General features: G+C 68.2%; 7 protein-coding genes. 4 read left to right on the plus strand and 3 right to left on the minus strand.

All coding sequences use genetic code 11. The annotated features are described in order from the left end of the window. The first annotated feature begins 23 nt into the window (after positions 1-23). The 3 genes from ACWEV0_RS29455 to ACWEV0_RS29465 are packed head-to-tail and all read left to right on the plus strand — an operon-like array spanning position 24 to position 3,028. Positions 24-428, plus strand: coding sequence for a very short patch repair endonuclease (locus ACWEV0_RS29455; RefSeq protein WP_453152676.1), 405 nt, complete (start codon positions 24-26; stop codon positions 426-428). Continuing rightward, positions 421-1,407, plus strand: coding sequence for a DNA cytosine methyltransferase (locus tag ACWEV0_RS29460; RefSeq protein ID WP_453152669.1), 987 nt, complete (start codon positions 421-423; stop codon positions 1,405-1,407). The genes ACWEV0_RS29455 and ACWEV0_RS29460 overlap by 8 nt, the downstream gene beginning before the upstream one ends. A 46-nt stretch (positions 1,408-1,453) precedes the next feature. Next, entirely contained in the window at positions 1,454-3,028 is a 1,575-nt protein-coding gene (locus ACWEV0_RS29465; RefSeq protein WP_453152670.1) for a DNA cytosine methyltransferase, read from the plus strand. A gap of 9 nt (positions 3,029-3,037) precedes the next feature. Here the strand turns inward: ACWEV0_RS29465 and ACWEV0_RS29470 are convergent, their stop codons facing one another. From ACWEV0_RS29470 to ACWEV0_RS29480, 3 genes are read right to left on the minus strand one after another with little or no spacing between them, the layout of a single operon-like run. Continuing rightward, entirely contained in the window at positions 3,038-3,901 is an 864-nt protein-coding gene (locus tag ACWEV0_RS29470) for a DUF6339 family protein (RefSeq protein ID WP_453152671.1), read from the minus strand. After that, a complete protein-coding gene (locus tag ACWEV0_RS29475) occupies positions 3,898-4,893 on the minus strand; it encodes a hypothetical protein (protein WP_453152672.1) in 996 nt (331 codons plus the stop codon). The genes ACWEV0_RS29470 and ACWEV0_RS29475 overlap by 4 nt, the downstream gene beginning before the upstream one ends. A 3-nt stretch (positions 4,894-4,896) precedes the next feature. Further along, a complete protein-coding gene (locus ACWEV0_RS29480; protein ID WP_453152673.1) occupies positions 4,897-7,038 on the minus strand; it encodes a helix-turn-helix domain-containing protein in 2,142 nt (713 codons plus the stop codon). A gap of 530 nt (positions 7,039-7,568) precedes the next feature. Between ACWEV0_RS29480 and ACWEV0_RS29485 the strand changes: the two genes are divergently transcribed. Continuing rightward, on the plus strand, positions 7,569-7,805 hold the full coding sequence (locus ACWEV0_RS29485) for a hypothetical protein (protein ID WP_453152674.1): 237 nt from the start codon (positions 7,569-7,571) through the stop codon (positions 7,803-7,805). Positions 7,806-7,950: the final 145 nt, after the last annotated feature.

Here is a 7,950-nt window from a genome sequence, read left to right on the forward strand (position 1 = left end):
CCTCTCCCTCCGTCTCGGCGCGCATGAGCCTGCAGAGCTCGCGCGACACCGCCCCCGAGGTGGCCGTGCGCAAGCTCCTGCACGCTGCCGGTCTGCGTTTCCGCGTGAACGTCCCCGTCCCGGGCATGCCGCGGCGCACGATCGACATCGCTTGGGGCAAAGCCAAGATTGCCGTGTTTCTCGACGGCTGTTTCTGGCACGGCTGCCCTCAGCACGCCACTCAACCGAAGGCGAACGCGGAGTGGTGGCGAGCGAAGCTCGACAAGAACATGGCCCGTGACCTTGAGACGACCCGGCACCTCGAAGCTCGGGGGTGGACGGTTCTGCGATTCTGGGAGCACGAGGACCCGGCGACGATTGCGGAGCTCGTGACGCACACCAGAGGCGAAGCACGGGGGCGGGAAAGGGGACGGGGGGCGGATGGCTGATCGACTGCGATTCGTGGACATGTGTTCCGGAGCGGGCGGGCTGGCGTCGGGACTGGAGGCCGCCGGATTCTCGCCGATACTCCTGCTCGACAACAACGACCAGGCCTGCGAGACGCTGACGGCCAACCGGCCGCACTGGAACGTCGTCTGCGAGGATCTCGTCGATTTCCTTCCGGACGAGCACCCGGAAGCTCTGGACGTCGATCTCCTGTCTGCGGGGCTGCCACGGGTGAAGGCCGCGGCAGCGGTGGGACGTGCGGACAGCGACCGGGAACTGCGACTGCTCACTGCCACGATCTATCTGGTCCACGCGATCCAGCCACGTGCCCTGTTGCTGGAGAACCTGCCCGCTCTCGCGGAGTCCCGGGCGTACGCGGGCATACGCGACTTCGTCGAGGCCGAACTCACCCACCTCGGTTACCGGTTGCGCTGGTTCGTTCTGAACGCAGCGGACTTCGGGGTTCCGCAGGAGCGCCGGCAGGGCGTTCTCGTGGCTCTCAAGGAACAGTGGTTCCACGACTTCGCTCCGCCCGTGCCGACGGTCTCCGCACATGTCCCGGTCGGTCACGTGTTGCTCCCGTCCATGAAAGCCCGGGGCTGGCCTCAAGCCGAGGCCTGGGCGTCCCAGGCCTCGGCTGTGGCTCCGACGCTGGTCGGAGGCTCGGAGAATCGCGGCGGTGCGGACCTCGGCCCGTCCGGTACAAAGCGGGCCTGGGCACGCATGGGAGTGAACGCCGGCTCGTTGGCCGACGAGGTGCCGGGGCCCGAGTACGTGTGGCCGCGCTCGGACGACCCCGCGCATATGGTGAAGATCACGGTGGACCAGGCGGCCCTCCTGCAGTCATTCCCCCCGGAGTGGCGGATCACGGGCCGGAAGACATCCCGGTATCGGCAGATCGGTCATGCCACGCCGCCGCCGGTGGCCAGGGAACTCGGTGCGGCCGTAGCGACCGCTCTGCGCTCTGCCCACAGGGCGTAGACGAGGCGTACTGCGCACCTCGGGCCGCCGGCTAGACTTCGGGCCCATGAGTCACGTCGAGATACAACATTCCTCACCGGCGAAGTTCCGCATTCTGGATCTCTTCGCAGGTCCCGGTGGGCTCGATGTGGCTGCGCATGTCCTCGGGTACGAGGTGACCGGCATCGAGTGGGACGCCGGGGCATGCGCGACCCGCGCCAAGGCAGGGATGGACACCTTCCAGGGTGACGTCCGCCAGTACCGTGCCGCCTTCTTCCCTCACGCCCAGGTGCTGACTGGTGGACCGCCGTGCCAGACCTTCACTGTCGCCGGGCACGGCGCGGGTCGCAGGGCACTGGACGAGGTGCTCCGGTACATCGATCGCCTGCACACGGTGCTGCGCGACACCACTGATCACCCCGACCCGCTGAAGGCCTGGACGCAGGTCTTCAGGACCTGGCGGCAGATCCACGAAGAGCTCAGGCGCAAGGATGTCGAGGCCCGGGCGCTCAAGGCCGAGAAGCGCGCGGTGGAACAGTCCAGAACCGAGATGCGCAAGGTCATGCGGAAGAGGCTCGAGGAACTGGGCAACTCGAGGGAGGAGGCCAAGCGGCTCCTGAAGGAGCTCACGGCGCCTCGAACCCTCGAATTCCCGGATGCCGAGCTCACCGGTCTGCTCAAGGAATTCTGCGATCTGGACGGCGTGCTCGAGAAACTGAAGGTCAGGCTCGAGGAGCTGGGCGACGAGCGGACGGGACTCGTCCTGCAGCCCCTGTGGTGGATCATCGAACGGAGCAGGCGACCCGGGGCGACAGCCTACGAGGCAGTCGTCCTCGAGCAGGTGCCGGCGGTGATGCGGGTGTGGGAGGCGTACGCCGCGGTGCTCGACACCCTCGGATACCGGACCGCGACACAGCTCCTGCACACCGAGGCCTTCGGCGTTCCCCAGACCCGACGGCGCGCTGTGCTGATGGCCCGGCTCGACGGGGCCCGCCGTGATCCTCTTCCGCAGGTGGAGGAGACCCACAAGCTGTACCGCCGAGGGGCCTCCCTCACCGGACGAAGGAAGGCGGACCGCGCCGACACACTTCCTCTGGAGAACGCCGAGAGCGAGAACGGCCACCCCCGGAGGAAGCCCGAGGAGTGTGTCTCCATGGAGATCGCCCTGAGGAACGCCGAGCCGTTCTCGGACGGAAAGGTGCGCAGCCGCCCCCCGTTCACGGTCGTCTCCAACTACGGAACCGGCGGCGTGCCGGAGGCTCGTGGTCGGCGTGACCACGACACCCCTTCCGCCACCATCACCGGAAAGGTGTCGCGGAACCGCGTGGTCCACCAGGGCACCGACAAGGACCTCGACAACGACCTTGACCGTTTCAACAATGCCGAGGCAGGCGTGCTGCAGACGTTCCCCGCCGCATACCCGTGGGACGGCAACGACGTGCCGCAACAGATCGGCAACGCCGTGCCCCCCAGGCTCGCCCTGCACGTGCTGCGACACGTCCTCGAACCCGAGCTCGGCGAGAAGGAGGTCGAGGAGAGGCTGGAGAAGGGCGTCGGGAAGCTGGTGGCCTGGAAGCCCGAGCGGACGGTGAAACCCCTCGACCACCGCGGTCTGAAGGGTCACCCGCTCACTGGCAGGTGACCCTCCCGCTCAGATCTGCGCCGTCCGTCCTCTGACCGGAGCCGTCTCGAACAGATCGGCGAAGAAATCGGTGAGTGCTGCCACCGAAGCCTCCGGGACGGGCTCCTCGTCGGGCCCGTCCGGCAGGGAGCGCCGCGGGACCGACGGCGCTGTCTCGGCCTCCGCCACCCACCGACGCAACGCCTGGGGGTCGCGCGGCTCGTCCGGGGCCAACGCGTCGTAGACGAGGGTCGCCCCGGCGGCGTTGATCGCGGTCATGAGGCCCTCGATCTCACGGCCGGTGGCAGCGATCCCCCGCCCCAGGACACGCACCAGGGCCTGAGCGGTGGGCCGGTGATCGATGAGATCCCGTCGCAGGGCGGAGTGGATCAGGTCCTGGTTGGCGCAGGCCGCCACGACGGGGGAGTAGTCGCTCCCGTTGCGGAACATCTCCGCCGCCCACCACAGCCGCGAGAAGCACTGACGATCGAGCGCGCCCTTGAAGCGCTCCGGGTTGATCTTCGACTTGCTCGGGGCAAAGTGCCGCCATGCCACGTAATCCGGAGCCACGGCCAGGGCGAGATGGGTCCACAACCTCCGGTCCGCCGCCTCCCGCCGCGTGAGGCGGAGAGTGGCGTGGAGTCGCGGCGCCAGCCAGGCGTCGGCCTGGGTCCTGTTGTCACGGAACCCGTGCAGTGCATCCTCCACCAGTTCCCTGAGCTGTTCGACCTCCCAACGGGGATCGTCCTCCGACAGCGGTTCGACGACCTTGGCGAGGTCGACGCCCCCGTGACCCTCGACCCCCGTGAGGAGGTCCTCCGTGAGGAACGGGTCAGCCGCCGACGCGGACAGCAGGCCGAGCCGCTGGGGGAGGTGGTTCGGTTTCTCGATCACGCCTTGTCCCCTCGGTTCAACTGCTGGAGCCCGCGCAGGGCGTTGGTGAGTGCCTTGCTCGCGCCGGCGCGCCGCACGGCCGCGTAGTGGATACGGGTCTGGAGCTCCACCCATCCCGCATCGCCGGTGCGCCGCCGGTGGACCCGACGGAGTGCCTCCTCCACGTGGACGCCCGGAACGACGTCGGGCAGCATCTCGCGCAGTACTTCGCCCTGCCAGTCGGTGGGGAAGACCGGCGAGCCGTCGGGTTCCACCTCCAGGTCTCCGACGGAGCTGTGGAACACGGCGGTCCACACGTCCGTGGCCATCTGAGAGACGAGCAACTCGTGGACCTTGCCCTCGATCCCGCCGCTCTCGGCGCCCAGAAGATCGGAAAAGCCCTCGACGTCGGTGTTGACCAGGACGGTCGGCAGTCGACCCGAGGCATCCACGATCCACGGGGCGTCGGAGTAGGCGTGCAGCCACTCCCGGGAGCTCTTCGAGAAGCCCACCTGCTTCACGTCGAGGCGCAGTCCGCCGAGGGGCTCGTCGGCGACCACGTCGACGGTCCAGTCGTCGACGGTCTCGGCGATCGACCGGCCCGGCACCTCGTCGATCGTGGCGACGGCCTGGGCCGCCAGCGTGGCGCGCCCCACGTGGTCGTCGCGGAACACCTCAAGACCCCCGGACCACTCCTTGCTCCCGGGGGCGTCCTGTCGGAGTTCGACAGTGCTGCGCACATTTGTCTCACCGTCAGTGAGCACGGCGAGGACACGCAGGTCACTCCACGGGGCGTCGTCGGCAGCGGCGCCGGGCGGCAGAGTGACGGAGAGCCCGATCCTGGCCGAGACCCAGTCGTCGTGCTGCGCCACTCCCAGGGCCACGGTCCGCTGCGGAACGGAGTACGCCGAGGTGTCGAGGTGGTCACGGGTGCCGTCGGACAGTTTGAGAACGGCCGAGGTCACGCGAAGCACGACAGGGCGGTTGAGCCGCTTGTACGGGTAGAACTTCATGCCTCACTCCCCCTTGCCGGCACGCAGTTCGAGAACGAGCCGGGTCAGCACGGTTCGAACCGGGTGGCTGGTGACGTCGGTGGAACCGCTGAAGACCGCTCGCCGGGCACCGGGCAGGAAGCGGAGCACGCCGTCCTCGACTTCGCAGCCGTCCACGGCGACCAGCTCCCCCCAGTCGAGCCTGGGGCGGCTGCCGGACCTCACGTCGAGGAGGACCACCGGCGTCATGGGGGGCAGCTCGTCGGCACGGGGCAGCTTCACCTCTGCAGTGATCCGCCACTCTCCCGCCGAGCCGATCGAGGCATCCAGTCCGTCCAGCTCGGGCAGGACCTGCCCGGAGCCTCGCTTGGGGGCGGAAGCATGACGAGGGACGGTGAGTGCCTTCCGAAGCTTCGCGCCACCCTCGTCACCGGAGCGCCTGGGCCTGGCAACCAGTTCCTTCACTGCGGCGTTGACCTCGGTGGTCAGCCGGGAGATGCGGTGATGGGCGGTGTGCGACCAACGCAGGGTCAGTTCCTCCGTCTGCCCCCAGCGGTCGTGCTCGGGCGGCTCGGCCGCCCGCAGGAAGTCTTCCGCCTCTTCGGCGAACGGAGCAGACTCCCCGGCGGCGTTCCCCGCGAGGAGCACGGCCTGGAAGGAGTTGATGCCCAACGGCAGACCGGACACACCGGACTTCTTGATGGTCATCCGGTTGCCGCGCAGCGAGTGGACCTGGTTGGGAGCGCCGTCCTTGTCCTGCGCCTCCGTGACGAGGAGCACGGCCTGATGCGTGCCGACCGTGCCGCGACGACCGCCGCTGATGGGCAGCTTGAACGGGACGGTGCGCATGGCCACTTGACCGGCCTCGGTGAGCCGGTCCACGGTCGTCCCCTCGTAGAAGGCGCGGAGGGCCCGGGTCCGGGACGGCTCTTCCTCGGCGGGGTCGACCTTCTGCTCCTCGATGACGACCTGTCCGTTGCGCAAGGTACGGACGGAGGTCTCCAGCAGGGGAAGCCTGCTGCCTCCGGCGGTCATGGCCGCCCAGAAGTCCCGGCCCAGGGCCCGGACCAGTCGCTGGTGCATGACCTGGATGTCACGCGACCCGTCGTCGTCGATACCTTCCCCGTCGTCGTCGAGGTCGGGGGTGCTCTCGTCGAGGCTCGCCACGTCATGGGCACCGACGATGAGGAAGGAGGTGCCCGGCTCGTCGCCGTCACGGGTGAGGTGGAGGCTCTTGACCGTCTCCTCGTCCGCCCACCAGGAGCGCGCGACCTCCGCACCCGGGCTGTTCGGGTCGGGACGCCCGAGCCAGGCCGGGCCGGCATAGGGCTTGCCTTCGACCGTACGCCAGGGCAGCTCCAGTCGCCCGATGACCCGCCGCTCGGTCCGCCCCTCGTGGGCGACCGACAGCGTGGAGTTGATCAGCACCATGCCGAGTGCGCTCGTGGCCCAGAGCGTCGCCTTGCCGAGTCCGAACGAACCGCCCGCGCCACGCCCCGACTTGAGGCTCTCCAGCTGACGGCGGACGACAGCCGCGAACTTGCCGTCGTCGTAGTCGTCACCGGTGAGCCCGGACGCGTTGTAGTCGTCGATCCGCAGGAGGACGAGCCGCCCCTTCTCGAACATGTCGCGCACGCCGGCGTCGACGACCCGTCCGACCTTCTGATGGGACGCCGTCTGCGACACCGCGGCGTAGTGGGGGTGGAGCTCGTCCCAGAGGATCGCCTTGCGGAAGGCGTCCAGCATCTCGCCGGTGAGCTCGTGGATGGTGTAGCGAACGCGGACCGGCCGCCCGTTCTCGGTCAGCCGCTCGTCGAGACTGTTCTGGCAGGTCTCCCGCGCGAGCACCTGGACGTCCGCGTCGAAGGCGAAGGCCGCGGCATTGCCGCCGTCGCGTCCGCCGTCCTTGTAGCCGGGCCGGTGGTACCAGGTGACAGGGAGCCCCACCTGCGTGTCGGTGGTGCGGGTGTGCACCGTGCCGATGTCCGTACCGAGCGCCTTGGCGATCCCTTCCATCACAGTGGGGCGGGGGACGGACCGCTTGGCGATCCACGCCGAGACCGCGGCGCGGGTCAGCCCCAGCTCCTCCGCCAGTTCCGCCTGTGTCTTGCCCGTGAGCAACAGCTGTCGAGCCAGCCACGGCCCGAACTCCTCACCGGTCTCCACTCAACCACCCACTCCTCCGCTGCACTTGCGACACGGACAGGCTAATTTGACACGATGTCGAACGTCAACTTTTGCTTGACATCGACCGGCCCGCACCTCACCGTCACCGTCGACCGACTTGAACCAAATGGACGGAATGCGCCTTTTGACATTTTCGTCCCCGGGGTCGGCCGGAACTCGATTGGCGACTTTCGGCCAGGGGGGTCCAAAAAAAAGATCTTGTGCGGTCGACGGTGTCCCTACATGATCAAAGGTGACGGAATTCCGTCCCGCATGGAAACCCATCCAGGCGGCCCGGGGAGAGCTCTACCCATTTCTCTCCCTGAACTCGTCCCAAACGCCCGCCCGCGGAATTCCAGGAGGAGCCCGCAGTCGCGCGGCACAACAGGGGGTGACTCCCCTGATGTCGGAACGCGATCCGCACGGACGCCTCAGCAGGCGCCGTCGCGGAAATAGAACGTGCCCGCATACATTCTCCGTACCGGAATTCCAAAATCCGCTACGGCCAGGAACCAAATGGAGAACAATCCGTGGACGATGCCTCGGGGGACCCGGAGTCGAAGGACCACGCCCACTTTCTCCCGCTGTGCGCGCCCCCGTGGTCCGGGCGGGAACTCAGCGCGCTGCAGCTGGAATTGAGCCGGGCGCGTACCGACGCGGACAAGAAGCACATCATGGAAACCTCCGGCACGACGGTCGAGGAGCTCAACGAGCTGCACGGCTTCGACATTGACCTCGTCGGAGGCGACGCGACCGACGACGACTGACATCCGCCCCTAGAAACCTGCGCGACGGGCCGGCCTTGTGCAAGGCCCCTCACCGCCCCGGGCCTTGCTTCTGGTCCACGGCGACTCCCGATGACGGCTTGACGAGTGAGTGAGTACTTACCCACTCTAGAGGTGAGTGAACACT

Source organism: Streptomyces sp. NPDC003943, assembly GCF_053605265.1.

What these genes read in the sequence shown, in the direction of transcription:
- ACWEV0_RS29455 (WP_453152676.1), top strand. Translation starts at nt 24, where the DNA reads ATGAGCCTGCAGAGCTCGCGCGACACCGCCCCCGAGGTGGCCGTGCGC.
- ACWEV0_RS29460 (WP_453152669.1), top strand. Translation starts at nt 421, where the DNA reads ATGGCTGATCGACTGCGATTCGTGGACATGTGTTCCGGAGCGGGCGGG.
- ACWEV0_RS29465 (WP_453152670.1), top strand. Translation starts at nt 1,454, where the DNA reads ATGAGTCACGTCGAGATACAACATTCCTCACCGGCGAAGTTCCGCATT.
- ACWEV0_RS29475 (WP_453152672.1), bottom strand. Translation starts at nt 4,893, where the DNA reads ATGAAGTTCTACCCGTACAAGCGGCTCAACCGCCCTGTCGTGCTTCGC.